Raw genomic sequence first — 23,979 nt, 5'->3', positions numbered from 1 at the left:
GTAATGGAAAATCTGGCCCTCTGGTATCGCCGTTTTGGCGAGCCAGAATCTGTACTGCAACCTGAAACCGCGCCGCTGGGCGCGCTTGCGCCGGGCCAGCTCCGCGTGCGGATGCTGTTTGCGCCGGTGAACGCGTCCGATCTTATTCCCATTACCGGAGCCTATCGCCACCGAACCCCGATACCGGCGGTCGCGGGGTACGAAGGTGTCGGCGTTGTCACCGAGGCGCCCGCCTCGTTTAAGCATCTGGTGGGCAGGCGCGTCCTGCCGCTGCGCGGTCAGGGCACCTGGCAGCGCTATGTTGACTGCCCGGCAGAGTATGCCATCCCCGTACCGGACAATCTTGACGCGCACCTTGCCGCGCGGGCCTATATCAACCCGCTGGCGGCGCAGATGATGCTGACCCGCTATCCGCCTCGTGGAAAGCGGGTGCTGCTCACGGCTGCCGGATCGGATTGCGCCATTCTACTGGGGCAGTGGGCGCGTCAGGCGGGGGCGGAAGCCGTGTACGGCATTCACCGTTCCGCCGTTCACGCCGAGCGGCTGGAGGCGATGGGCATCATTCCCGTCGCGCAGCACGACGCGCAGCGGATTAGCGCCGTCGCCGCGCGTGTTGACGTCGTCTACGACGCCACCGGCGGGCCGCTCGCGGAGGCGATCTTAAGCGTGATGCCCGAGCAGGGCATGTTTGTTTGCTACGGGCTGCTGTCCGGGCAAACGTTCAGACAGCAACGGCCCGCGCCGCGCGTGGCATGGTTTCATATCCGAAACGGGCTCGATGCCCTCAGCGCTGAGGCGTGGCGCGCGGAGTTTGACCGCATCTGGCTTCATTTGCCCAACAGTGGATACAGCGACGTCACGGTGTATCCCCTGGCAGAATGGCAGAGGGCGATTGGCCGGTATCGTGAAGGAGGAAGGACCCGCAAGCCCCTCCTGTCGATGGCGGACTGACCGCTATTGATGGCTCATATCGCTCAGCAGCACGGCGATACTTTGCCCGCCCGCGGTCTGTTCCAGGCCAATCTTGACGATGATGGTCAGCGGGACGGAGAGCAGCATCCCAACGGGACCGAGCAGCCAGCCCCAGAAAATCAGGGATAAAAAGACCACCAGCGTGGAGAGTCCCAGCCCACGTCCCATCATCCGTGGCTCAAGAATGTTACCGAACACCAGGTTGATGACCAGGTATCCGGCCAGCAGGACCAGCGAATCGTAAAGCCCGCTGAAAACCAGCACCTGAAGGATAGGGGGGATTGCCGCCAGCACGGATCCGATATTGGGAATGTAGTTGAGCGCAAACGCCAGCAGTCCCCAGACAAACGCAAAGCGCACGTCCAGCGCCAGCAGCATCACCCAGACGACGCCGCCCGTGACCAGGCTAATGGCCGTTTTCAGCACCAGATAGCGGGAGACGCTGTCCAGCGCGCGTTGAATCGCCCCCATCCCCTCAACCGGCCGGACCATTATCTGCTGCAGTTTTGCCGGCAGCTGCGGCACCTCCAGCAGCATGAACACTACCGTTAGAAACAGCAGAAAGATGGAGGTCATGGCATTGGAGAGCTGCGCCAGCAGGCTGGTGACGATCGTCATCGCCGCGTTGGGGTCGATATATTTCAGGAGTTCCTCAACCGAGACTTCAATACCCGCGCGCTGTAGCCAGGGTTCCAGCTGCAGCAGGGGGACCGCCAGCGAAGAGCGGTATTTCGGCAGCGTTCGCGCCAGCTCATTGAGCGAGGTCCCCAGATAGGCCACCAGCAGCACCATCGCCACAATGATGATGCTGATAAGCATCGCGATCGCCAGCACGCGCGGGATGCGTAGCCGCGTCATGCGCTGTACCAGCGGGTTAAGGATCACCGCAATAAACAGGGCCAGAATAAACGGCACAATAATGTCGGCGGCAAAACGCACGCCCGTCAGTATGATCACCAGCATGCCCAGCATGATGACAATTTTTAACCCGTTCAGGGTAATAATGGGTTTAGCCATGGTGACTCCAGAATTTTCTTTATATTTATAATAAAGGTGAAAGGCGTTGCAATAAACTAACCAAAATCAAACGGGATGGGTAAAGAATTGCAAAGACTTTGAGTAAAATCCTGACTTATGGTACAAATCTGGTGTGTTTAACTACCGAGGACAATTTTCATCCGCAAAGACGAGAAGCAACAACGCGGATAATTGTAATTTTATGGACAATATGTTCAGGACGTACTCTTCAAACAATACCGCAGTATACTCTACCTCTTTCTGCCTGCTTTCTGGTGAGCAACACTGGCGCACCGCACTATAGTTATCTCTTCTGCCTGAGCTGGCGCTACGCGCTTAGCTGTCTGATTTCAATTCGTATTTTTTGGGTTTGCTGCACGCAGCGAGCCACGATGGATTATATTCTCAAGCAGGAGAAAAACATGTTTTACTGGATCCTATTAGCGTTAGCAATTATCGCTGAAATTACCGGCACGCTGTCTATGAAGTGGGCAAGCATCAGCGATGGCAACACCGGTTTTATTTTAATGCTGGTGATGATTTCGCTTTCTTATATTTTTCTCTCGTTCGCGGTGAAAAAAATTGCGCTGGGCGTAGCGTATGCACTGTGGGAAGGGATCGGTATTTTGTTGATTACGCTGTTCAGCGTGCTGATATTTGACGAAACATTAACAACAATGAAAGTCGCCGGATTAACGACGCTGGTCGCGGGTATTGTGCTGATTAAATCCGGTACCCGGAAGCCCGGCAAACAGCAGAAGGAGCAGAACCATGCAACAGTTTGAGTGGGTTCATGCGGCCTGGCTGGGGCTCGCTATCGTGCTGGAAATTCTGGCGAACGTTCTGCTGAAATTCTCCGATGGTTTTCGCCGTAAACTCTACGGCCTGCTGTCGATTGCCGCGGTTCTGGGGGCGTTCAGTGCCCTGTCCCAGGCGGTAAAAGGGATCGATCTTTCGGTCGCCTATGCGCTGTGGGGCGGTTTTGGTATCGCCGCCACGCTGGCCGCAGGCTGGGTGCTCTTCGGTCAGCGTTTAAATAACAAGGGCTGGATTGGGCTGATACTGCTGCTTGCCGGTATGATTATGATAAAACTTGCCTGACCCTCGTAAAGCCATCCTTTCCAGGCAGCGAAATTCGCTGCCTGTATTACGCTTAGAAAAACAGAACATTGAAGAGGATGGCTGATGTATCGCACATTAAGCTGGCGCAATATTCCCAATGCGAGAACGTTGTTTGCCATGGTCTTCATGGCGGGCATCGGCTTAATCGTCTCCATCGTCGCACTTCTCTATCTTTCCCTGCATCTTATCAGCACCAAAACCAATGAAATTGATGAACACCGCACGGCGCTTTCCGTGCAGGGTGCCATTCAGACATCGGTTAACCGCGTCTCCTCGCTGGTGCTGGATAATGCCGTCTGGGACGATGCGGTGCGGGAGGTCTACCGTCCCGCGCTGGATACCGACTGGCTATACAACACCTGGGGCGCCGGATTTAAAATCAATAATCTCTACGACGGCACCTTCGTGCTGGATGAACATTTCAACGTGATCTGGGGATCGTTTCAAAGCAGACCCTTTACCGAAACCAATCTCGACTTTTTTGGCAAAGGCCTTAAGGCGCTTATTGCCCAGCACGGACGAGCGCTCGCGGGTGAAAAAAATATCTATGCGGGGATCAGCCAGACGCGAAGCGGCATCGCCTTTGTCGGCATTGGGCTGATTCGCCCGATGATAGGCAGGTTACAGGTCCGTGACGAAACGCGGCGCTATCTGGTGATCACCCGTCATCTGAACGCCAGAATCTTATCCGACCTGGGGGCGACCTTTCAGATCGATAACCTTCACTTTACGCCGGAAAAAATTAACGCGCTGAGCATGCCGCTGCGCAGTTCGGCAGGGGAGCTGCTGGGCTATCTTAACTGGCAGGCACGGCTTCCGGGGGCGCAGGCTGCCCGGGCGGCATCCTCCGATATCACGCAAATTGTTGTGCTGGCATCCGCCCTGATCCTGCTTTTTATTCTGGTGAGCAGCGTGGGGCTGTACAAGCTTGCGCGCGGCGAAAGCCAGGCGCGTCTGGTGGCAAGAACGGACTGGCTGAGCCATCTGCCGAACCGACGCGCGCTTATCGAGACGCTCGATCGGGTGCGTTTACGCGGTGATGTCGACGTCAAAAGCGTGGTGTTTATCGATCTGGACGGTTTTAAAGATGTGAATGACATCTATGGCCACAGCGTGGGCGATGACCTCATCGTGGCGATAGCGAAAACGCTCAATGAACGCGTGCCGCCGGGCGGGATGCTGGCGCGCATGGGCGGGGATGAGTTCGCCATGACCATCGGCGGTGATGATGCAGAGGCTCAGGCTAACGCCTTTGCCGTTTCCGTACTGGATTATCTCGCCACCCCGGTTCAGCTCGGGGAACGGACAATCCATATCGGTGCCAGCATCGGTATCGCCAGCGGAACGCTGACGGAATGCAGCAGTTCCGAACTGTTTCGCCGCGCCGATATTGCGATGTATCACGCAAAAATGAGCGGGAAAGGGCGCATCACCCACTACGACGCGGAGCTAAACAGCGCCCGGGAACGCAAGCTGGCGATTGAAAACCAGATCCGCAGCGGTCTGGAACGCGATGAGTTTGAGGTCTGGTATCAGCCAATTATTGACGCCCGCAGTCAGGCCATGAGCAGCGTCGAAGCGCTGGTCCGCTGGCCGCGTCGTCCCGAAGGACCGCTTGACCCGGACACCTTTATCGCCATTGCGGAGACCAGCGGACTGATTGATAAACTGGGCCAGTTTGTGCTGCAGCGGGCCTGCCGGGATCTCCAGCCGTACGGTGAATTAAAGCTCTCCGTGAATATCTCCCCCGCGCAGTTCCGCGATCCTGCCTTCGAAGAAAAAGTGGCCAGCGTGCTGGAAAGCACCCGTTTTCCGGCCCACCGGCTGCAGCTTGAGGTCACGGAGTCGTATGTTCTGGAAAATCCGGAGCGCGCCCGCATGGCGATAGCCAATCTTAAAGGGCTGGGCACCGCGGTGGCGCTGGACGACTTTGGCACCGGCTATTCCAGCATTGGCTATTTGCGGCGTTTTAACTTCGACACCATCAAGATCGATAAATCCCTGGCCGGGCTGGTGGACAACGATGAACAGGCGGCCGCGCTGGTGAGCGGCACGGTGCGGATCGCCAACGCGCTTGGGATGTCGGTGGTAGCAGAAGGGGTGGAGACCGAGAAGCAAATGAAACTGCTGCGGCTGGCTGGCTGCGATCAGCTGCAGGGTTTTTGGTTCAGCCAGCCGATGCCGATTGAGTCAATCAGGGCGTTACGGAAGGTCCGACGCTGCTGATTTACTGCTGCGCCAGCGCTTCCAGCTGGTCACGGAAGCCGGTAACGGACAGGGCCCGGTTATCCGCGCGCCACCGGTCTTTTGCCGCCGGCGCAGAACTCTGGACACCAATCAGCTGCCAGCCGCTATCGGTTTTGAGCATCAGCGGCGAACCACTGTCACCCGGCAGCGTATCGCACTGGTGCGAGAGAACGCTGGTTTGCGCCCAGCCCGTCACAATACAGTCGGTGTGCGTATAAAGCGTATCCAGGTGATCGACAGGATAGCCTGACTGCGTCACCTTTCGGTCGGCGGCTTTCAGCGCGGCCGTAAGCGCGGCTTTGTCACCGTCAAACAGCGGCAGCGGCGTAATGCCGGAAGGCGGGTAGCGTAAAACGATCAGGCCGAAATCCCACGAGGCGGCCGCCGGCGGCACTATCCAGCCGTCGCCGTCCGGTTTCAGGCGTTTACCGAGAGACGGATCGACCCGTCCTTCAATACCGTGAATTTCATAGCGCCAGGTCCCTTTTTGCGACACAAACCGCAGGGCAACCGCTTTATCCGGCTTGCCGTTTGGGGGCGTTAACAGACAGTGGCCTGCCGTCAGGGCAAGCTGCGGGGTGATCAGCGTCGCGGTACACAGGTTACCGCTGGCGGTTTCCAGTTGACCTATGGCATCCCAGGGCGCCTGGGTGGGATCGGTAACGCGGGTACGATCGTCATGACCGAAAAAAAGCGTCTTTAGCTCTTTCGCGCTAATGGTGCCATCACCGCCATCATCCGCATGTGAGAATCCAGAAAAAAGACCAAACGTTCCCAGTAACAACACAACAGATTTACGCATATCACACTCTGGTGGGGGTAATTATGATTATTAAAAGTGAACCCTATGAAAATACTATAGACGGGACAGCGCTAAAGTGGGAGTAAAATCAGCGTGCTACATTCAGGAAAGATAAAAATGGCTGGCGATGAGCGCGCATAAAATAAGCAGGATCAGAATCAGCTCAAACCGATAGCGTCGCAGCATACGCCCTCCGGATAAAAAAACGGCGCGGAACCTGTTCCGGTTCAGCGCCGGTTTACCAACGTGCCCCGAAGGGCACGGTTTAGCCTGTACGCTTATGCAGCTGGCTGTGCAGCGGGTTTAGCAGCGTGGTGTTTTACTGCTTTTTTGTGGTGCTTTTTAGCAGCCTGCGCTTTCTGCTCTACAGCCGGTTTAGCGGCTTTTTTGTGGTGGTGCTTTTTAGCAGCCTGTGCTTTCTGTTCTACAGCCGGTTTAGCGGCTTTTTTGTGGTGATGCTTTTTAGCAGCCTGTGCTTTCTGCTCTACAGCCGGTTTAGCGGCTTTTTTATGGTGCTTTTTGGCAGCCTGAGCTTTCTGCTCGGTTGGTGCTGCGGTTGCTGGTGCAGCGGCTTCTTTTTTCGCTGCAGCTTTGTGATGTTTCTTATGGTGAACCGCTTTTGCTGGCGCAGCGGTGGTGGTTGCAGCAGGTGCGGCAGCCGGTGCAGCAGTTGCGGTAGTGTCAGCAGCAAATGCAGCAGAAGACAGACCCATAGCAGCGGCAACAACCAGAGCTAATACTTTATTCATTCTCATACCCTCGAATTTGGTTTTTCATTTAACCCCACTGCGGGGCCGTTGAAATAACTATATGCCTGTAAATTCGAGGTTTCCGTGAGTGATTGGTATCGGCGTGTAACCATATGTACATCGCCTGGGTTCCCCACAAAATAATGCCAGCATGGATGACCCCCTCTCCCTTGAGGGAGAGGGCTGGGGTGAGGGGGAACATACGGCTGTGGTGGTCATTCCGTTCACTTTATGTTCCTTGCTACTCTGTAACGACCACACCGGTGAACGTGCCAGGGCGGCTCAGCGATTTACAGCCGGACCAGGGCATCGCTGAAAGCCTTTAGTCGTTCTGAAACAAGGTTATCGCTTCTGCTTAAAAAATTTACTGGCGGTTCCTCACTCCTGCCAAACAGGTTACAAATAGCGGGAGGTGAGATGTTCGCGGAAGTAACGAATGTTCAGATCCTCGCCCGTCGCCTGGGTGATTAACTGCGACGTACTGAAGCGACTGCCGTGCTGCCAGATGTTCTGACGCAGCCATTCAAAAAGTGCAGAAAAATCGCCTTCAGCGATGGAGGCCTGCAGACCCGGAAGCGCCGTTTTGGCCGCATGGAACAACTGTGCGGCATACATGGCTCCCAGCGTATACGACGGGAAGTAACCAAAACCGCCGTCGGTCCAGTGAATATCCTGCATACAGCCGTTGCGGTAGTTGTCTTTGGTAGATAACCCGAGCCAGGCCTGCATTTTCTCGTCCCACAGGGCAGGGATATCGTCCACTTCGATCTCGCCGTTGATCAGCGACCGCTCAATCTCATAGCGCAGCACCACGTGCGCCGGGTAGCTCACTTCGTCCGCATCGACGCGGATATAGCCCGGCTTCACGCGCTGGTTCCAGGCGATAAAGTTCTCTTCGCTGAACGCCGCCTGGCTGCCAAAGCGGGCATGCACCGCAGGGAGAAGATGCTTGAGGAAGGCTTCACTGCGTCCCAGCTGCATCTCAAAGAACAGGCTCTGGGATTCGTGGATCGCGGTCGAGCGGGCGAGGGCAACAGGCTGCCCGGCCCACGCGCGCGGCAGGTTCTGCTCGTAGCGCGCGTGTCCGGTTTCGTGGATCACGCCAAACAGCGCGCTGAGCAGTTCATCCTCGTCATAGCGCGTGGTGATGCGCACGTCCTCCGGGACGCCGCCGCAAAACGGGTGCGCGCTCACGTCCAGGCGACCGCCGTTAAAATCGAAGCCGAGCATCTTCATGGCTTCCAGACCCAGCTCACGCTGTGTCGCCGTCGGGAAGGGGCCCTGCGGGGGAATAAAGGCGCGCTGGGCCTGTTTTTCCACCACGTTTGCCAGCAGGTCCGGCAGCCAGGATTTCATGTCGCCGAACAGGACGTCCAGACGCGCGCTGGTCATGTCGGGTTCAAAAATATCCAGCAGCGCGTCGTACGGCGTACAGCCTTTGGCTTCTGCCCGCAGGCGAGCTTCTTCGCGGCTGAGTTTAACCACCTCTTTCAGGTTGGCGGAAAAGCCCTGCCAGTCGTTGGCGGGGCGCTGCGTACGCCAGGCGTGTTCGCACCTGCTGCCCGCCAGCGATTTGGCCTCCACCAGCGATTCCGGCAGCAGGGTCGCCTGCTGGTAGTGGCGCGTCATTTCACGCAGGTTGGCCTGTTCAACGTCATTCAGATCTTCCCCTGCCGCCGCTGCTAACAGGTCGCCAACCTTTTTATCGGTCAGGATCTGGTGCTGCAGGACGCTCATTTCCGCCAGCGCCTCACCGCGCGCGGCGCTGCCGCCGGGCGGCATCATGGTGAACATGTCCCAGCTGGCGATGGAGGAGAGGTGAGAGAAGCGAGAAAGGCGCTGGAAGGTTTTCACAAGTGACTGATAGGCTGATGATTTTTGCAATTCTTATTACCTCTTGCCGGGGATGTGTTTCAGTGAGCATACAATGAAACGGACCCAATTCCCCAACACTTCCTCCGTAGAAACCGTCTCCCTGACTTCCGGAAGACGGTTCTCAGTATGCACTTAGGCCTTATCGCGCATAACCTGTTGCAGGATCGCCAGCGCCTGGGTGAACTGGGCATCCGGAATGGTCAGCGGATAAAGGAAGCGGATCACGTTACCGTACTGGCCGCAGATCAACAGCAGCAGGCCCTGGGCGAGCGCCTTTTGCTGGATAGCCTGCGCGATGGCGGCTGAAGGTTGACGGCTCTCGGGATCAAAAAACTCCGCCGCAATCATCGATCCTCTTCCCCTTATTGCCACGAGCGCGGGGAAGGTGCCCTGAATCTCCTCCAGCGTAGCGTTCAGCCGCTCGCCCAGAAGGCGGGCGCGGGCGCAGAGCGACTCGTTGTCGATAATATTCAGCACCGCGTGCGCGGCGGCCACCGCAAGCGGGTTGCCTGCGTAGGTTCCCCCAAGACCGCCGGGTGCCGGCGCATCCATGATCTCGGCGCGGCCCACCACGCCGGACAGCGGCATTCCGCCCGCCAGGCTTTTAGCCATCGTCATCAGGTCGGGCTTGTCCGCGTAGTGTTCCATGGCAAACAGTTTACCCGTGCGGGCGAAGCCGCTCTGCACTTCGTCGGCAATCATCACGATCCCGTGCTCGTCACAGATCCGGCGGATGGCGGCCACCAGCTCTGGCGGAGCGACGTTGAACCCGCCTTCACCCTGAATGGGTTCAAAAATAATCGCCGCCACCTGTTTCGCCTCAATATCGGCTTTGAACAGGCGTTCTATCGCCGTGACGGCATCCTGCGTCGTGACGCCGTGCAGCTCGGAAGGATACGGCACGTGATAAACCGACCCCGGGAAGGGGCCAAATCCCAGCTTGTAGGGCGCGACCTTGCCGGTGAGCGCCATGGTCATATAGGTTCGGCCGTGAAAGCCGCCCCCGAAGGCAATTACGCCCGGTCTGCCGGTATGGGCCCGGGCGATTTTAATGGCGTTTTCCACCGCTTCCGCGCCCGTGGTGAAGAACGCCGTTTTGGCCGGGCCCTGCACCGGGGCCAGCTCGTTAAGCTTTTCAGCTAATGAAACGTAGCTTTCATACGGCACAATCTGGTAGGCCGAGTGGGTGAACTGGTGAAGCTGTTTTTCCACCGCGGCCACCAGTTCGGGATGACGATGGCCGGTATTCAGTACCGCGATCCCGGCGGCGAAATCAATATAGTCGTTGCCTTCCACGTCGGTAAGCGTGGCATTCTCCGCCGAGCGGGCAAAGAAATTACACATTACGCCTACGCCGCGCGGGGTGGCAGAAAGTCTGCGCTGATGAAATTCCTGGTTACTCATGTCATATACCCTTTTGTCGAAACGATCATACGCCAAGACGATCGCGCAGGCTGTAATACGCCGCGCCCATCGCCGTGAAGGGGATCCGCAGGCTGCGGCCGCCCGGGAAGGGGTAGTGCGGCAGGTTGGCAAACGCATCAAAGCGCTCGGCGTCACCGCGCAACAGTTCCGAGATCAGCCGTCCGGCCAGATGGGTGCAGGTCACGCCGTGGCCGCTGTAGCCCTGCATGTAATAGATGTTTTTATCCAGACGACCAAACTGCGGCATACGCGACAGGGTCAGCAGGAAGTTGCCCGTCCAGCGGTAGTCGATTTTGACGCCAGCCAGCTGAGGAAAGGTTTTCAGCAGCTTTGGCATCACCAGGCGCTCGACATCGTCCGGATCGCGCGCGCCATAGACGACGCCGCCGCCGTACAGGAGACGGTTGTCGGCGGTGAGACGGTAGTAGTCCAGCAGGTAGTTGCAATCTTCCACGCAGTAGTTATTGGGGATCAGCGTGCGGGCGACCTCTTCCGGCAGCGGGGCGGTGGTGACCACCTGCGTGCCGCAGGGCATGCTGCGTTTTGCCAGCTCCGGTTCGATTTTATCGCCCAGATAGGCATTCCCGGCGACGATCACGTAACGGGCCGTCACCTGACCCTGCTGCGTGCTGACCACGGCCGGGCTGGTGTGCTGAATGGCGGTCACCGGGGACTGTTCATATACCCGCCCGCCGTTCAGGCGAATGGCGTCCGCTTCGCCGATCGCCAGGTTCAGCGGATGAATGTGCCCCCCGCTGCGGTCCAGCAGCGCGCCGGTATAGCGATCGCTGTCGACTTCCCGGCGGATGGCGCTGGCGTCCAGCAGCTCCAGATGCGTGTTGCCGTAGCGTTCCCAGTTGGCTTTTTGCTCCTCCAGCGTCTCCAGCTGCTTATGGTTTAGCGCCACAAACAGCCCGCCGGGACGATAATCGCACTGGATCTGATAGCGCTGGATACGCTCCCGGATAATTTCCCCGCCTTCAAACATCATGCTCCCGAGGGCTCTGGCGGCATCGGGGCCGTAGTTTTTCTCAATAACGTCGATATCGCGGCTGTAGGAGTTAACCAGCTGGCCGCCGTTGCGCCCGCTGGCGCCATAGCCGATGCGCGCCCCTTCAAGGAGCACCACGTCGTAGCCCATTTCGGCGAGATGCAGCGCGGAGGAGAGGCCGGTATAGCCGCCGCCCACCACGCACACGTCGCAGCTGATTGACTCGTTAAGCGTCGGGAAAGGTTCGTACGCGTTCGCGCTGGCCGCGTAGTAGCTGGTGGTATGTTCGGTCATGATTGAGGCTCCAGGGCAATCCAGATGGTTTTCAGTTCGGTGAATTTTTCGAGCGCGTGCAGGGACTTATCGCGACCGTTGCCGCTCTGCTTATAGCCGCCAAAGGGGACGGTCATATCCCCGTCGTTATAGTTATTGACGAAGACCGAGCCAGCCTTCAGGCGGCGGCTCATGCGGTGCGCGCGGGAGAGATCGCGGGTCCAGACCGCCGCGCCAAGCCCGTATTCACTGTCGTTGGCCAGCGTTAAGGCTTCCTCTTCGGTTTTAAAGCGGGTAACGACCAGCACCGGTCCGAAAATCTCTTCCCGGCACAGCGGGGAGGCGGGGTCGATGTCGACAAAAATGGTTGGGCCTACCGCGGAAGGCCAAGGGTGTTCCCGCCCGTCCAGCAGCAGCGTCCCTTTCCGGGTTCCCTCGCGAATAAACGTGTGGACGGTATCGGCGTGCGCAGCGTCGATGAGCATGCCCATCGTGCTCTCGGGGTCGAGCGGATCGCCCGGCTGCCAGTGACGGGCCTGCGCTTTGAGCCTTGCCAGAAAGTCATCGGCGATGCTGTCTTCGAGCAGCAGGCGGGTACCGGCGATACAGACTTGCCCCTGATTGTAAAAAATGCCGGCGGCGGTCGCGCTCACGGCCTTGTCCAGGTCAGGACAGTCGGCAAAGATAATGTTGGCGCTTTTGCCGCCAGCCTCCAGCCAGACGCGCTTCATGTTGCTTTCTCCGGCGTCCTTCAACAGCTGCTTGCCGGTTCGGGTCGAGCCGGTAAACGTCAGCACCTCGACCTCCGGATGCAGCGCCAGCGCCTGGCCCGCTTCATGGCCGTAACCGCTTATCACATTCAGCACGCCGTCCGGCAGGCCCGCTTCTTTCGCCAGCCCGGCCAGGCGCAGGGCGGTGAGGGGCGATTTCTCAGACGGCTTCAACACCACGCTATTGCCCGCGATCAGCGCCGGGCCCAGCTTCCAGCAGGCCAGCAGCAGCGGAAAGTTCCAGGGGACGATGGCGGCGACAACCCCGATCGGCTCGCGCACGATCATCGCCAGCTCGCCCGGTCCGGTAGGCGCCACTTCGCCGTAGACTTTATCCGCCGCTTCGGCGTACCAGCGGATGGCGCGCGCCGCGCCGGGAATATCGTCGCGCAGGCTGTGGCGGATGGGTTTACCAGTGTCCAGGGTTTCCAGCAAGGCCAGCTCTTCGCCGTGGCGTTCCATCAGATCGGCGAGCTTGTTGAGCACGTATTTGCGCTGCGCCGGGGACGCCTGCGACCAGTCGCCGCGCTCGAATACCTCACGCGCGGCCTGAACCGCGCGGTCCACGTCCGCCTGCTTGCCCCGGGCTACGTGCGCCAGCGTCTTTTGGGTAGCGGGATTGACGGTATCAAACGTGGTATTATCGGCGGCGTCGCAATAGGCACCGTTAATAAATAAGCGGGTCTCAATGGCGCTGTTTTTTGCTTTATCCTGCCAGTAAGTCAGGTGCTGAAAATGCATATTCACTCCTTTCTTTCGCAATCAGATAAATAAAGTCATGGCCGTTTCAGGCAATACGAAGCCGTAAGGCATCCCGGGAATTAACCCGTAAAATGCCGATATCGATCGTTTTTATGTGTCCCGGCGTAAGCGCGCTTACGCCGGGAACGAGTGGTGATTAGAACGTGGTGGGGGTGTGGGCACTGATAATGCGGCAGATGCCTGCCGAGGTATTGCTGAAGCTGTGCGGTATGCCGGTATTGATGGCATAGCTCTGCCCCGCAACCAGGTGATAAGGCTGGCCATTTATGGTCAACACTATTTCACCTTCCAGTATCGTACCGATCTCCTCACCCTGGTGTTTGATCCTCTCTCCGGTCGTGGTTCCTGGCTGGTAAGTTTCAAAAATCATCGCCAGCGTACGGTTCGGATTTCCGTTATGAACCAGCTTCATCGAAACCCCCTGACTGCCAATTTCGATAAGGTCTTCCTGATTAATAACCACCTGCGGTTCATCAGGTTTTTCCGGTTCCGAAAAGAATTCCGAGAGCGACAGCCCATAAACTTTCAGCAGCTTTTGCAGCGTACTGATGGCAGGACTGACTTTATCCTGCTCAATGGTGCTGATGGCACTGTGTGTTAACCCAGACAGTTCGGCGGCACGCCGCTGCGAGAGACCCAGCTGCTGGCGGATCTCAGACAGACGTTTCCCTGGCGCCAGTCCGTCATCGCTCATAGTTGCATTTCCTTTACGGTAGTGGTCAAAGCCGTTGCTTCTCGGCAATGTGGCTTTGACAGGCGGTGATAAAACCTTCAAACAACATACGGGACAGGGCGTACTCGCTGCTGTTCCATTCGGGGTGCCATTGCACGCCGAGGGCAAAAGGATGGTCATGAACGCTGACCGCTTCGACCAGCCCGTCCGTCGAGCGGGCCTCCACGCGAAGCCGTGGTCCTAACGTCCGTGCACCTTGCCCGTGTAACGAGTTTACCCAAAATGTGTTACAGCCAGGTATTAATTGAGACAGCAGTCCTCCCTCCTGAACCTGAACTTCATGAGACGGGGCGTATTGTAGCTCAACCGGCAGCTCAGGATCTTCCCGGTGCTCAAGCAGGTCGTTCTGCTCGAACAGGCGGCGATACAGCGTCCCTCCCGTCGCAACAACCAGCTCCTGCAGCCCCCGGCAGATGGCGAAAATGGGGATGCGCCTTTCGAGCGCGGCGGCAATCAGCGCCATACTCAGAAGATCTCGCCCGGGATCGGCGTCAGGCTCATCGCCGTTTTCACCATAAAGGTGCGGCTGCACGTTACTTGGGCTGCCCGGCAGGTAAATTCCGTCCAGGGTGGGCAGCAGGGCAGCAAGGAGCTCTGGCTCTGCGAGCGCATGCGGTAGGGCAATCGGTAAGCCCCCCGCGTTAATAATGGCATTCAGGTACTTTTCTTGCAGGGTTTGGGTCTCATGACCCTTAAGCCTGTTTCTACACATCACCACGCCAATGACTGGCTTGTTCATTATATTTTCCATGATCGCCCTCACAAAGTGGACTAAATTTAGGCCATTTTCGCCTGCTAAGCGGCCTTTTCGTTCAATATTTTCTCAATCTAGCAACGGGATCTGGCTTTTGCAAACTTAATTTAACATTTGACAAACAATTTATTTGCATACAGATTCGATAGAGTGGACATTATATTTGACGGTCCAGCGCAGCGAACACACATCCCAAAACGGTGGTAAATCATGGAAACCAATATCGTAGAAGTTGAGAACTTTGTGCAGCACACGGAAGAGAGGCGGGGCAGCGCCTTTACGCAGGAAGTGAAGCGCTATTTAGAAAAGTATCCTGACACCCAGTTTATTGATGTCCTCCTGACCGACCTCAACGGCTGTTTTCGCGGTAAACGCATCCCGGTTGCCGGACTGAGCAAGCTTGAAAAAGGCTGCTATTTCCCGGCATCGGTTTTCGCCATGGACATTTTGGGGAACGTCGTGGAAGAGGCGGGCCTGGGGCAGGAGCTCGGCGAGCCGGACTGCATCTGCGTGCCGGTGCCGGGTACCCTGACGCCGTCCGCCGCCGACCCGGAATACATTGGTCAGGTGCAGCTCACCATGGTCGATGAAGATGGCGCTCCCTTTGACGTTGAGCCGCGGAACGTACTCAACCGACTCTGGCAGCAGCTGCGCCAGCGCGGTCTGTTCCCCGTGGTAGCGGTAGAGCTGGAGTTCTATTTACTTGACCGTAAACGCGATGCCGACGGCTATCTGCAGCCACCCTGCGCGCCGGGCACCGACGTGCGCAACACGCAAAGTCAGGTCTACTCGGTTGATAATCTCAACCACTTTGCCGACGTGCTGAACGACATTGACGAACTGGCGCAGCTGCAGCTGATCCCCGCCGACGGCGCGGTGGCCGAGGCCTCCCCGGGCCAGTTTGAGATTAACCTGCACCACACGGAAAACGTGCTCGATGCCTGCGACGATGCGCTGGCGCTAAAACGTCTCGTCAGGCAGATGGCGGAAAAACATAAGATGCACGCCACGTTTATGGCAAAGCCGTATGAAGAGCATGCGGGTAGCGGGATGCATATCCACATCAGCATGCAGAACAACCGAGGCGAAAACGTGCTCGCAGACGCCAGCGGCGAGGATTCCGCGCTGCTGAAACGCGCGCTGGCCGGGATGATCGATCTGATGCCCGCCTCCATGGCGCTGCTGGCACCGAACGTTAACTCCTACCGTCGTTTCCAGCCGGGTATGTACGTGCCGACGCAGGCGTCATGGGGACACAATAATCGCACGGTTGCCCTGCGCATCCCCTGCGGCGATCGCCATAACCATCGGGTCGAGTACCGGGTGGCGGGCGCAGACGCGAACCCGTATCTGGTAATGGCGGCAATTTTTGCCGGTATTTTGCACGGGCTGGACAATGATTTACCGCTGCAGGAAGAGGTGGAAGGCAATGGTCTGGAGCAGGACGGCCTGCCGTTCCCGATTCGTCAGAGCGATGCGCTGTGGGAGTTTATGCAAAACGATAGCCTTCGCGAGCGGCTGGGCGAACGTTTCTGCCACGTCTATCACGCCTGCAAAAATGATGAATTACTGCAGTTTGAGCGCCTGATCACCGAAACTGAAATCGAGTGGATGTTGAAAAACGCCTGATGACGTGCCCCGGCAAGGGGCCGCTTTGTTACATCTTGTACGTATTACCATACGGCCTGCGCGGAGCCTGGCCGAACTGTTCGCTGGCACGCCAGCTATCTCCCGGGAGTCGCGTTATGGAGCGCAGGCGGCACAGGGATTTTCTTAACGACACTGTGTGACGAGGTAGGAAATGATGCAGATGTTCAACTATCCGCAGGGCGAAGGGGGCCAGTCTGGCGCCTGCTGTGAGTGCGAGCCAGAGACGGTGAGCTGGTACGATCGCGTGAGTTCTTTACAACTTCCCCCTTTGCTAAGCAGGTTTGCGTTAAGGTCAACGCGATTGCAAACCACGGTAAGCATGGGGGGGACGGTTTATGGCGACTAACACCTCTCTTGATTCGCCGCGCATGGCCGGAAGAACCCGGCTGCGCAGCTCCCTCAAGCTCTGGCAGGTGGTCATGATGGGGCTGGCTTACCTCACCCCGATGACCGTGTTTGATACCTTCGGCATTGTGTCCGGTATCAGCAATGGCCACGTGCCCGCCTCGTATCTCCTGGCGCTGGCTGGCGTCATGTTTACCGCCATCAGCTACGGCAAGCTGGTACGGCAGTTCCCGGAAGCGGGCTCCGCGTATACCTACACGCAGAAATCGATCGGACCTCACCTGGGCTTTATGGTTGGCTGGTCATCGCTGCTGGACTATCTCTTCCTGCCGATGATTAACGTGCTGCTGGCGAAAATCTACCTTTCCGCGCTGTTCCCTGACGTCCCGCCGTGGGTCTGGGTGGTGGGGTTTGTGACCATCCTGACGCTGGCGAACCTGAAGAGCGTGAATCTGGTCGCCAACTTTAACACCCTGTTTGTGCTGGTGCAGGTCGCGATCATGGTGGTGTTTGTCATCCTCGTGGTGCATGGCCTGCACAAGGGGGAGGGCGTCGGCACCGTCTGGTCGCTCCAGCCGTTTATCAGCGAGAACGCCCACCTGATCCCGATTATTACCGGCGCGACGATCGTCTGCTTCTCTTTCCTCGGCTTCGACGCGGTCACCACGCTGTCGGAAGAGACGCCAAACGCGGCGCGGGTGATCCCCAAAGCCATTTTCCTGACCGCACTGTACGGTGGGCTGATATTCATTGTTGCCTCGTTTTTCATGCAGCTCTTTTTCCCAACGATCGCGCGCTTCAAGAACCCGGACGCCGCGCTGCCGGAAATTGCGCTGTACGTGGGCGGCAAGCTCTTCCAGTCGGTGTTTCTTTGCACCACGTTTGTCAATACGCTTGCTTCAGGCCTGGCCTCGCAGGCCAGCGTCTCACGCCTGCTTTACGTGATGGGGCGTGATAACGTCTTTCCGGAGCGGGTGTTTGGCTACGTGCATCCGAAATGGCGTACGCCGGCCCTGAACGTCATTATGGTAGGGATAGTGGCCCTGTCAGCCCTGTACTTTGACCTCGTAACCGCGACGGCGCTGATCAACTTCGGTGCGCTGGTGGCGTTTACGTTTGTTAACCTGTCGGTGTACAACCATTTCTGGCGGCGCCAGGGGCTGAACAAAACGTGGAAAGATCGGTTCCACTATCTTCTGCTGCCGCTCGTGGGTGCCGTCACGGTCGGCGTGCTGTGGATAAACCTCGAAGCGACCTCCCTGACGCTTGGCCTCATCTGGGCGGCTCTGGGGATCCTTTACCTGACATGGCTCACGCGCCGTTTCCGAAAACCGCCTCCGCAGTTTGAGGCCGGCAAGATAGAGCAGGCCTGGGACTCCTGAACGAGAAACGGCACCAGTTCGCTGGTGCCGTTTTTATGGATATCAGCCCGCCCGCATGTTATCTCAAACGCTGATGCAGACTTGCCCCCACCAGCAGCGCGGCACAGAGCATCAGCGCAATAAACCCGCCCACGCCGTTCCAGCCGTAGCTATGCCAGAACACGCCGCCGAGCGTCCCGGCGATGCTGGAGCCCAGATAATAGCTAAACAGATAAAGCGACGACGCCTGGCCTTTGGCACGACGGGCGCGCGGGCCAATCCAGCTGCTGGCGACCGAGTGGGCGGCGAAGAACCCGGCTGAGAAGAGCAGCATCCCGGCAAAAATCAGCCACAGGGAGGAGAAGAGCGTCAGCAGCAGGCCGAGCAGCATGAGTGCCGTAAAGAACAACATGACGGGACCGCGTCCGTAGCGCGCGGTCATCGCGCCGGCTTTTGGTGAGCTCCACGTGCCGGTCAAATAAGCAACCGAGAGTAAACCGACAACGGCCTGGTTCAAATGCCACGGTGAGAGCATCAGCCGATAGCCAATATAGTTAAACAGCGTGACGAAGGCGCCCATCAGCAGGAAGCCCATCAGAAACAGGCGCGGCAGCCCTTTGTCGCGCCAGTGCAGGCGGAAGTTGATAAACAGCGTTTTCGGGCGCAGCGATGTCGGGCGAAAATGGCGCGATTCCGGCAGAATTTTCCAGAACATCAGCGCGGAGGCCAGCGCGAAACACCCAATCACCGCCAGGGCAATTCGCCAGCTAAAGAAGTCCGTGAATACCCCGCTCAGCAGACGTCCGCTCATCCCGCCAATAGAGTTCCCGCTGATGTAAAGCCCCATCGAGAAGGCAACAAAGCTCGGGTGGATCTCTTCACTCAGATAGGTCATCCCGACCGCCGCCACGCCGCTAAGCGAGAGCCCAATCAGCGCGCGCATCACCAGAATGCCGTGCCAGCTGGTCATCATGGTCGAGAGTAGCGTGCAGACCGAGGCCAGCATCAGCGCCGTCACCATAACCGGTTTACGGCCAATGGCGTCGGACAGCGGCCCGGTAAAGAGCAGGCCAATCGCCAGCATGCCGGTTGAAATAGAGAGCGAAATGCTGCTGCTGGCAGGCGATACGCCAAACTCATGGGAGAGGACGGGCAGGATCGGCTGAACGCAATAGAGCAGGGCGAAGGTGGCCAGACCGGCGGAAAAGAGCGCCAGCGTGACGCGCATAAATTGGGGGGTACCACGTTTAATGAACTGAACCGGCTGCGATGCTGGAGGTAAATCATTGATATCGCTTGCCGGATCGATATCAACAGTAGTTGTACGACTCACACAGTTTCCTTGCTTAAACATCCCCGTGATTTCTGGTGACGGGTATGACCACCTCTTCAGGGTAGGAAAATGTAAATATTCTGTCTAATATATTAATAATCTCAAATGATACTTTATAAATATGAATATCGAGCTGCGTCATCTTCGCTATTTTGTCGCCGTCGCCGAAGAGCTGCATTTTGGCCGCGCGGCGGCGCGGCTGAATATCTCTCAGCCACCGTTAAGCCAGCAGATCCAGATCCTAGAGCAGCAGGTTGGCGCGCGCCTTCTGGCCCGCACTAACCGCAGCGTGAGCCTGACGGCGGCGGGTAAGCAGTTCCTGATCGACAGCCGACAAATTCTGAGCATGGTCGATGAGGCCGCTGCCCGGGCAGAGCGGCTCTATCTCGGTGAAGCCGGCGAGCTGCGCATCGGGTTTACCTCATCGGCACCGTTTATCAGCGCCGTCTCAGAAACCCTTTCGTCATTCCGCCGCCACTTTCCGGATGTTCATATCCAGACGCGCGAAATCAACACCCGCGAGCAGATTGCGCCGCTGAATGAGGGGGCGCTTGATCTGGGGCTGATGCGTAACACCCAGCTCCCGGACACGCTGGCGTGGGAGGTGATCCTGCGCGAGCCGCTGATGGCGATGATCCCGCACGATCACCCGCTGGCGTCGCGTCCGGCGGTGTCGCTGGCGGAGCTGGCAAAAGAGCCGTTCGTCTTTTTTGACCCGCAGGTCGGAACGGGGCTGTATGACGATATCCTGGGGCTGATGCGCCGCTACGATCTTGCCCCGGTCATTACCCAGGAGGTGGGGGAAGCGATGACCATTATCGGTCTGGTCGCCGCCGGGCTGGGCGTGTCTATTCTTCCGGCCTCCTTTAAGCGGGTACAATTGCGCGAAATGCGCTGGGTGACCATCGCCGAAGAGGACGCCGTTTCAGAGATGTGGCTGGTGTGGTCAAAGCATCGCGAACAGAGCCATGCCGCACAGCGATTCAAACACCAGCTCATCAGCGCCTCTGCCGGGCGACATTTACTGGAAAAAGGGGGCAAAAATGTGCGGTAAATCACATGGCTAAGTAAATATTTGACGACGGACAGGGAAGTGCTTCACCATAGCAAACAGTTTATTTCGAAGCTCGAAAATAAGGGAGTACGAGGTGGTTGCTGATAGTCAGCCAGGGCATATCGATCAGATTAAGCAGACCAACGCTGGCGCGGTATATCGCCTGATTGATCAGCTTGGTCCGGTTTCGCGTATCGATCTATCGCGCCTGGCACAGCTGGCACCTGCCAGTATCACCAAGATTGTCCGCGAGATGCTGGAAGCACACCTGGTCCAGGAGACGGAAATTCAGGAGCCGGGCAGCCGTGGCCGTCCGGCCGTCGGGCTGGTGGTTGAAACAGAAGCATGGCACTACCTGTCACTGCGCATCAGCCGCGGGGAGATCTTCCTCGCGCTGCGCGATCTGAGCAGCAAGCTGGTGGTGGAAGACCGGCTTGAGCTGCCGCTCAACGCGGAGGAACCGCTCCTCGACGCCATTGTCTCGCACATCGATCGCTTCTTTATCCGCCATCAGCAGCGGCTTGAACGCCTGACGGCGATTGCCATCACCATGCCGGGGATCATAGATACCGAAAACGGTATTGTTCACCGCATGCCGTTTTACGACGATGTCAAAGAGATGCCGCTGGGCGAGGTGCTGAAAAACCATACCGGCGTGCCGGTCTATATTCAGCATGACATCAGCGCCTGGACGATGGCGGAGGCGCTGTTTGGCGCATCGCGCGGGGCGCGGGACGTGATTCAGGTCGTCATCGACCATAACGTCGGCGCGGGCGTGATCACCGACGGACGCCTTCTTCACGCCGGAAGCAGCAGCCTGGTGGAAATCGGCCACACCCAGGTCGACCCATACGGCAAGCGCTGCTACTGCGGCAACCACGGCTGTCTGGAGACCATTGCCAGCGTGGAGAGCGTGCTGGAGCTGGCGCAGGTTCGGCTTAGTCAGTCCATGAGCTCCTCGCTGCATGGACAACCCCTGACGGTCGATTCCCTGTGCGCCGCCGCGCGCCAGGGCGATCTGCTGGCGAAAGATATCATTACCGGGGTAGGAAATAACGTTGGCCGCATTCTGGCGATCATGGTGAACCTCTTCAACCCGCAGAAAATTCTGATTGGCTCGCCGCTCAGCCAGGCGGCGGAGATCCTCTTCCCGGCGATCTCGGCCTGTATCCATCAGCAGTCGCTTCCCGCCTACAGCAAAAATATTGCGGTTGAAAGCACCCAGTTTTCTAACCAGGGCACGATGGCAGGCGCGGCGCTGGTCAAAGATGCAATGTATAACGGCTCGCTGTTGATCCGCCTGTTACAGGGTTAATTCTTATCCGCAGATGTACGAAAAATTGCGCTATCTCAAGCCGGATAGCGCACGCATCCCGTAGACTTCCTCCACTGAATTATTTACCTGGTTTATATTTCGAAGCATACCCAAGAGGTGGAGTGAGTCATGCTTAAGCGTTTCTTTGTAACTGGTACAGATACCTCTGTCGGCAAGACCGTCGTATCACGCGCATTGCTGCAGGCACTCGCAGCAAGCGGTAAACGCGTGGCAGGGTACAAACCGGTCGCAAAAGGGAGTAAAGAGACGCCAGAGGGATTGCGTAATAAAGACGCCCTGGTGCTGCAAAGCGTCTCGTCGCTGGAACTGCCTTATCACGCGGTTAATCCCATTGCGTTAAGCGAAGAGGAGAGCAGCGTAGCGCACAGCGGCCTGATTAATTATCCCCTGTTGTCCGACGGTCTGGCGAGCCTGAGCGCGAAGGTTGATCACGTGGTGGTCGAAGGGACGGGCGGCTGGCGCAGCCTGATGAATGATTTGCGCCCGCTGTCTGAGTGGGTCGTGCAGGAGCAGCTTCCGGTGGTGATGGTGGTGGGGATCCAGGAAGGGTGCATCAACCACGCGCTGCTGACGGCCCAGGCAATTGCCAATGACGGTCTGCCGCTGATTGGCTGGGTAGCAAACCGCATCAACCCGGGCCTGGCGCACTACGCTGAAATCATCGACGTGCTGAGCGCCAAACTGCCCGGGCCGCTGGTGGGTGAACTGCCGTATCTGCCTCGCGCCGAGCAGCGCGAGCTAGCGCAGTACATCGATCTCTCTGCCCTCGGTGGCGTGTTGACCGTAGATCGAGTCGTGGCGTAACGTCCGCGACAGCACGGACGCCACCACGCAGGCGACCAGCAAGCCGGGCAGTAAAAAATACTGTCCGGTCATTTCACAGACCATCAGCGCCGACATAATCGGCGCATGCGTGGTCGCGGCGAGTAGCGTGGCCATGCCTGCCAGCCCCAGCAAGATTGCCGTCTCAGAACCCGGCAGCCACAGCGCGAAAAGCTGCGCAAACAGCATGCCTGAAGCCATTCCGACAAACAGCGTGGGCGTAAACACCCCGCCCGGCGCACCCGATCCGCTGCTCGCCAGCACCGCCAGTAATTTGCAGATAAATACCCCGGCAATCACCGACAGCAGCGGCGGCGCGAGCAGAAAAGCCTGAACCACGCTGTAGCCATTCCCCCACACCTTCGGCGTGAGGAGGGACAGCAGCCCGACGAGTAAACCGCCGAGCGCCAGCTGCCATGGCGGCGAAAGCTTAAGGCGCAGAAACAGTCCGTGGCTTAAATCCATCAGCCACATCAGCAGCGGCCCGCAGAGACCCGCCAGCAGGCCCATGGCGAGCAGCAGACCATAATCCGTTGCGGCGAGGATACCGCTCAGATGAACCTCGTAAAGCGTTCCGGCTCCGGGGGCCAGGAGCTGCGTCGTGAGAAGCGCCACCACCGCCGCGATAACCACCGGGCCGAGCGAGGCCAGCATCAGCGTGCCAAACAGGATCTCCGCAATAAACAGGCTTCCGGCTAAGGGCGCATGGTAGGCGCTGGCCATGCCGGCGGCGGCACCGCAGGCTATCCATAATTTCCATTCGGATTTGGGCGTAAAGCGCCGGGCGAAAAACGAGGCGGCGAGGGCGGCAAGCAGGATCATCGCCCCTTCACGCCCGATGGCGCTCCCGCTGGCCACGACCAGCAGCGAAGCAAGGGATTTCACCAGGCTGGCGCCATAGTCAAACTGGCCGTCGCCGGTCTCCAGCGCTTCCATATAATCGGTGGGGGCGTGAGGCCGCTGCGCGTTCAGACGCTGCCATCCCCAGAGCAGCAGCCCTGCCGCCAGGCCGCCCAGCGCGGGCGTCAGCGCGCGCCGCCAGGGGGAGAGCGACGCGGCGGCATTCACCAGGCTTCCGCTGTCGTTGCTGAGCAGCAGCCACTCCAGCAGGTACATGCTGTGGCGAAATACCGCAACCGCCAGCGCGGCCAGCACGCCGGTGACGGTGGCAATCAGCAGTCGACGAAACATCGCGCGGATGTCGGGGTAAACATGAAGACGTTGCATGAGTTGTAATTCTACGTGGTCGATACGGTATCAGGCACAATTCTGAATTTACATGCAATCTCTTTTTTTGACGATATTCCCTCAATATCATCGATATATGCAGGATTTATATCCACAGCCTGCGGTAGCTATCACAATATCAAGCACAAATTCACGGATGAAATATATGGGCGCTGACTCCTTCCTTACCGGCTATGTTGCGGGTATTGAGAACGAACTTTCTCTTTTTAAAAACAATGAACTCATCACCCAGGAGTACCGGCAGTTCGTGCGCGAGTGGGCGCGCGCCAGCCATGTTTCCGGCATGCTGGGTGGCCCCACGCTGGAGATGGAACGCATTATTGCCCTGAATGGCATGG

The 23,979-nt window shown here is 58.1% G+C and carries 21 protein-coding genes; 10 read left to right on the top strand and 11 right to left on the bottom strand.

Features of this window, described 5'->3' with window-relative positions; genetic code table 11:
• Positions 1 to 3 precede the first annotated feature (3 nt).
• Positions 4 to 951, top strand: a complete 948-nt coding sequence (locus ACMWKK_RS22375) for a zinc-dependent alcohol dehydrogenase family protein (RefSeq protein WP_112781961.1) — start codon at positions 4 to 6, stop codon at positions 949 to 951.
• A gap of 3 nt (positions 952 to 954) precedes the next feature.
• Here the strand turns inward: ACMWKK_RS22375 and ACMWKK_RS22370 are convergent, their stop codons facing one another.
• A complete protein-coding gene (locus ACMWKK_RS22370) occupies positions 955 to 1,989 on the bottom strand; it encodes an AI-2E family transporter (protein WP_045329087.1) in 1,035 nt (344 codons plus the stop codon).
• A 422-nt stretch (positions 1,990 to 2,411) separates the two neighbouring features.
• Between ACMWKK_RS22370 and mdtJ the strand changes: the two genes are divergently transcribed.
• The 3 genes from mdtJ (at position 2,412) to ACMWKK_RS22355 (ending at position 5,337) form a co-directional block, all read left to right on the top strand.
• The gene (gene mdtJ / locus ACMWKK_RS22365; protein ID WP_045329086.1) at positions 2,412 to 2,774 is read left to right on the top strand and encodes a multidrug/spermidine efflux SMR transporter subunit MdtJ; all 363 of its coding nucleotides are present in this window, start codon (positions 2,412 to 2,414) and stop codon (positions 2,772 to 2,774) included.
• Positions 2,761 to 3,090 (top strand): multidrug/spermidine efflux SMR transporter subunit MdtI, encoded by a 330-nt coding sequence (gene mdtI, locus ACMWKK_RS22360; RefSeq protein ID WP_112781960.1) that lies wholly within the window; start codon positions 2,761 to 2,763, stop codon positions 3,088 to 3,090. Before mdtJ ends, mdtI begins: the two co-directional genes overlap by 14 nt.
• A gap of 84 nt (positions 3,091 to 3,174) precedes the next feature.
• On the top strand, positions 3,175 to 5,337 hold the full coding sequence (locus ACMWKK_RS22355; protein ID WP_045329084.1) for a bifunctional diguanylate cyclase/phosphodiesterase: 2,163 nt from the start codon (positions 3,175 to 3,177) through the stop codon (positions 5,335 to 5,337).
• A gap of 1 nt (position 5,338) precedes the next feature.
• Here the strand turns inward: ACMWKK_RS22355 and ACMWKK_RS22350 are convergent, their stop codons facing one another.
• The 8 genes from ACMWKK_RS22350 to puuD form a co-directional block, all read right to left on the bottom strand.
• Positions 5,339 to 6,160: a trypsin-like serine peptidase gene (locus ACMWKK_RS22350; protein WP_045329083.1), complete on the bottom strand. Its 822-nt coding sequence runs from the start codon at positions 6,158 to 6,160 to the stop codon at positions 5,339 to 5,341.
• A 278-nt stretch (positions 6,161 to 6,438) separates the two neighbouring features.
• Positions 6,439 to 6,909, bottom strand: coding sequence for an acid resistance repetitive basic protein Asr (gene asr / locus ACMWKK_RS22345; protein ID WP_045329082.1), 471 nt, complete (start codon positions 6,907 to 6,909; stop codon positions 6,439 to 6,441).
• Between the two features lie 396 nt (positions 6,910 to 7,305).
• Positions 7,306 to 8,793, bottom strand: coding sequence for a carboxypeptidase M32 (locus tag ACMWKK_RS22340; protein ID WP_112781959.1), 1,488 nt, complete (start codon positions 8,791 to 8,793; stop codon positions 7,306 to 7,308).
• A 123-nt stretch (positions 8,794 to 8,916) separates the two neighbouring features.
• Entirely contained in the window at positions 8,917 to 10,188 is a 1,272-nt protein-coding gene (gene puuE / locus ACMWKK_RS22335) for a 4-aminobutyrate transaminase (RefSeq protein WP_112781958.1), read from the bottom strand.
• 25 nt (positions 10,189 to 10,213) lie between these two features.
• Entirely contained in the window at positions 10,214 to 11,494 is a 1,281-nt protein-coding gene (locus tag ACMWKK_RS22330) for an NAD(P)/FAD-dependent oxidoreductase (RefSeq protein ID WP_112781957.1), read from the bottom strand.
• Complete coding sequence (puuC, locus tag ACMWKK_RS22325; RefSeq protein WP_112781956.1) at positions 11,491 to 12,984, bottom strand: aldehyde dehydrogenase PuuC; 1,494 nt, start codon at positions 12,982 to 12,984, stop codon at positions 11,491 to 11,493. Before puuC ends, ACMWKK_RS22330 begins: the two co-directional genes overlap by 4 nt.
• A 157-nt stretch (positions 12,985 to 13,141) precedes the next feature.
• Complete coding sequence (puuR, locus tag ACMWKK_RS22320; RefSeq protein WP_013096835.1) at positions 13,142 to 13,699, bottom strand: HTH-type transcriptional regulator PuuR; 558 nt, start codon at positions 13,697 to 13,699, stop codon at positions 13,142 to 13,144.
• A 25-nt stretch (positions 13,700 to 13,724) separates the two neighbouring features.
• Complete coding sequence (gene puuD / locus ACMWKK_RS22315; RefSeq protein WP_045329134.1) at positions 13,725 to 14,489, bottom strand: gamma-glutamyl-gamma-aminobutyrate hydrolase; 765 nt, start codon at positions 14,487 to 14,489, stop codon at positions 13,725 to 13,727.
• Between the two features lie 213 nt (positions 14,490 to 14,702).
• Here puuD and ACMWKK_RS22310 point away from each other — a divergent pair, with 213 nt between their 5' ends.
• Positions 14,703 to 16,121: a glutamine synthetase family protein gene (locus ACMWKK_RS22310; protein WP_032640513.1), complete on the top strand. Its 1,419-nt coding sequence runs from the start codon at positions 14,703 to 14,705 to the stop codon at positions 16,119 to 16,121.
• Between the two features lie 356 nt (positions 16,122 to 16,477).
• Positions 16,478 to 17,869: an APC family permease gene (locus tag ACMWKK_RS22305; RefSeq protein WP_406542934.1), complete on the top strand. Its 1,392-nt coding sequence runs from the start codon at positions 16,478 to 16,480 to the stop codon at positions 17,867 to 17,869.
• Between the two features lie 58 nt (positions 17,870 to 17,927).
• Here ACMWKK_RS22305 and ACMWKK_RS22300 read toward each other — a convergent pair whose 3' ends face one another.
• Positions 17,928 to 19,181 carry an MFS transporter gene (locus ACMWKK_RS22300; RefSeq protein ID WP_112781954.1) on the bottom strand — a complete coding sequence of 418 codons (1,254 nt, stop codon included), beginning with the start codon at positions 19,179 to 19,181 and terminating at the stop codon, positions 17,928 to 17,930.
• 121 nt (positions 19,182 to 19,302) lie between these two features.
• Here ACMWKK_RS22300 and ACMWKK_RS22295 point away from each other — a divergent pair, with 121 nt between their 5' ends.
• The 3 genes from ACMWKK_RS22295 (at position 19,303) to bioD (ending at position 22,375) form a co-directional block, all read left to right on the top strand.
• On the top strand, positions 19,303 to 20,235 hold the full coding sequence (locus ACMWKK_RS22295; protein WP_112781953.1) for a LysR family transcriptional regulator: 933 nt from the start codon (positions 19,303 to 19,305) through the stop codon (positions 20,233 to 20,235).
• A 94-nt stretch (positions 20,236 to 20,329) separates the two neighbouring features.
• A complete protein-coding gene (gene mlc, locus ACMWKK_RS22290) occupies positions 20,330 to 21,550 on the top strand; it encodes a sugar metabolism global transcriptional regulator Mlc (RefSeq protein ID WP_112781952.1) in 1,221 nt (406 codons plus the stop codon).
• A gap of 129 nt (positions 21,551 to 21,679) precedes the next feature.
• A complete protein-coding gene (gene bioD, locus ACMWKK_RS22285) occupies positions 21,680 to 22,375 on the top strand; it encodes a dethiobiotin synthase (protein WP_032640502.1) in 696 nt (231 codons plus the stop codon).
• Here the strand turns inward: bioD and clcB are convergent.
• A complete protein-coding gene (gene clcB, locus ACMWKK_RS22280) occupies positions 22,310 to 23,620 on the bottom strand; it encodes a voltage-gated ClC-type chloride channel ClcB (RefSeq protein ID WP_112781951.1) in 1,311 nt (436 codons plus the stop codon). The genes bioD and clcB overlap by 66 nt on opposite strands.
• A gap of 166 nt (positions 23,621 to 23,786) precedes the next feature.
• Here clcB and ACMWKK_RS22275 point away from each other — a divergent pair.
• The coding region (locus ACMWKK_RS22275) for a hypothetical protein (protein ID WP_406542933.1) at positions 23,787 to 23,979 on the top strand (193 nt) is incomplete at its 3' end.

The sequence above is a fragment of the Enterobacter sp. 01-M-03-SI-ECC genome (assembly GCF_047530215.1).
GTDB classification, from domain to species: Bacteria; Pseudomonadota; Gammaproteobacteria; order Enterobacterales; family Enterobacteriaceae; genus Enterobacter; species Enterobacter chengduensis.
This window is presented reverse-complemented; position numbering and strand designations above follow the sequence as displayed.

Bases quoted from the DNA above. Each gene is read 5' to 3' on its own strand.
- ACMWKK_RS22375 (WP_112781961.1), top strand. From the start codon at position 4: ATGGAAAATCTGGCCCTCTGGTATCGCCGTTTTGGCGAGCCAGAATCT.
- ACMWKK_RS22370 (WP_045329087.1), bottom strand. From the start codon at position 1,989: ATGGCTAAACCCATTATTACCCTGAACGGGTTAAAAATTGTCATCATG.
- mdtJ (WP_045329086.1), top strand. From the start codon at position 2,412: ATGTTTTACTGGATCCTATTAGCGTTAGCAATTATCGCTGAAATTACC.
- mdtI (WP_112781960.1), top strand. From the start codon at position 2,761: ATGCAACAGTTTGAGTGGGTTCATGCGGCCTGGCTGGGGCTCGCTATC.
- ACMWKK_RS22355 (WP_045329084.1), top strand. From the start codon at position 3,175: ATGTATCGCACATTAAGCTGGCGCAATATTCCCAATGCGAGAACGTTG.
- ACMWKK_RS22350 (WP_045329083.1), bottom strand. From the start codon at position 6,160: ATGCGTAAATCTGTTGTGTTGTTACTGGGAACGTTTGGTCTTTTTTCT.
- asr (WP_045329082.1), bottom strand. From the start codon at position 6,909: ATGAATAAAGTATTAGCTCTGGTTGTTGCCGCTGCTATGGGTCTGTCT.
- puuE (WP_112781958.1), bottom strand. From the start codon at position 10,188: ATGAGTAACCAGGAATTTCATCAGCGCAGACTTTCTGCCACCCCGCGC.
- ACMWKK_RS22330 (WP_112781957.1), bottom strand. From the start codon at position 11,494: ATGACCGAACATACCACCAGCTACTACGCGGCCAGCGCGAACGCGTAC.
- puuC (WP_112781956.1), bottom strand. From the start codon at position 12,984: ATGCATTTTCAGCACCTGACTTACTGGCAGGATAAAGCAAAAAACAGC.
- puuR (WP_013096835.1), bottom strand. From the start codon at position 13,699: ATGAGCGATGACGGACTGGCGCCAGGGAAACGTCTGTCTGAGATCCGC.
- puuD (WP_045329134.1), bottom strand. From the start codon at position 14,489: ATGGAAAATATAATGAACAAGCCAGTCATTGGCGTGGTGATGTGTAGA.
- ACMWKK_RS22310 (WP_032640513.1), top strand. From the start codon at position 14,703: ATGGAAACCAATATCGTAGAAGTTGAGAACTTTGTGCAGCACACGGAA.
- ACMWKK_RS22305 (WP_406542934.1), top strand. From the start codon at position 16,478: ATGGCGACTAACACCTCTCTTGATTCGCCGCGCATGGCCGGAAGAACC.
- ACMWKK_RS22295 (WP_112781953.1), top strand. From the start codon at position 19,303: ATGAATATCGAGCTGCGTCATCTTCGCTATTTTGTCGCCGTCGCCGAA.
- bioD (WP_032640502.1), top strand. From the start codon at position 21,680: ATGCTTAAGCGTTTCTTTGTAACTGGTACAGATACCTCTGTCGGCAAG.
- clcB (WP_112781951.1), bottom strand. From the start codon at position 23,620: ATGCAACGTCTTCATGTTTACCCCGACATCCGCGCGATGTTTCGTCGA.